The 435-nt window shown below is 61.6% G+C and carries 1 protein-coding gene; it reads left to right on the forward strand.

Translation table 11 applies throughout. The features are described 5' to 3' along the window. A partial coding sequence (locus tag F8C76_RS19215) for a DUF4399 domain-containing protein (protein WP_152132951.1) occupies positions 1-435 on the forward strand: 435 nt, incomplete at both ends.

Here is a 435-nt window from a genome sequence, read left to right on the forward strand (position 1 = left end):
ATGCGTATTCCGTTCCAACGCTCCCTACTCGTCGCGGTGATTGCTAGCACAGGCTTGCTACAGGCATGCTCCGACAACAGCGACGGCAAAGAGGCCGCAGCGCCTGCTGCAGACGCTCCTGCCGCCGCCGATCACAGCAATCACATGAACACCGATGACAGCGCCACCAAGCCCGCCGCCACCGGCATCGTACGCAGCCCGGCCCCGGAAGGCGCCGCTGCTGAAATTGTCAGCCCCACCAATGGCGCGACGGTCAGCAGCCCCGTGAAGGTTGTCTTTGGCTTGGAAGGCATGGAGGTGGCACCGGCTGGCAACGAGCAAAAGAACAGTGGCCACCACCACCTACTCATCGACTTGGGTACCATGCCGAACATGGACATGCCGCTGCCCGCCAACGACCAGGTAGTGCATTTTGGCAAGGGCCAAACTGAAACT

It is taken from the genome of Flagellimonas olearia (genome assembly GCF_009184425.1).
GTDB classification, from domain to species: Bacteria; Bacteroidota; Bacteroidia; order Flavobacteriales; family Flavobacteriaceae; genus Flagellimonas; species Flagellimonas olearia.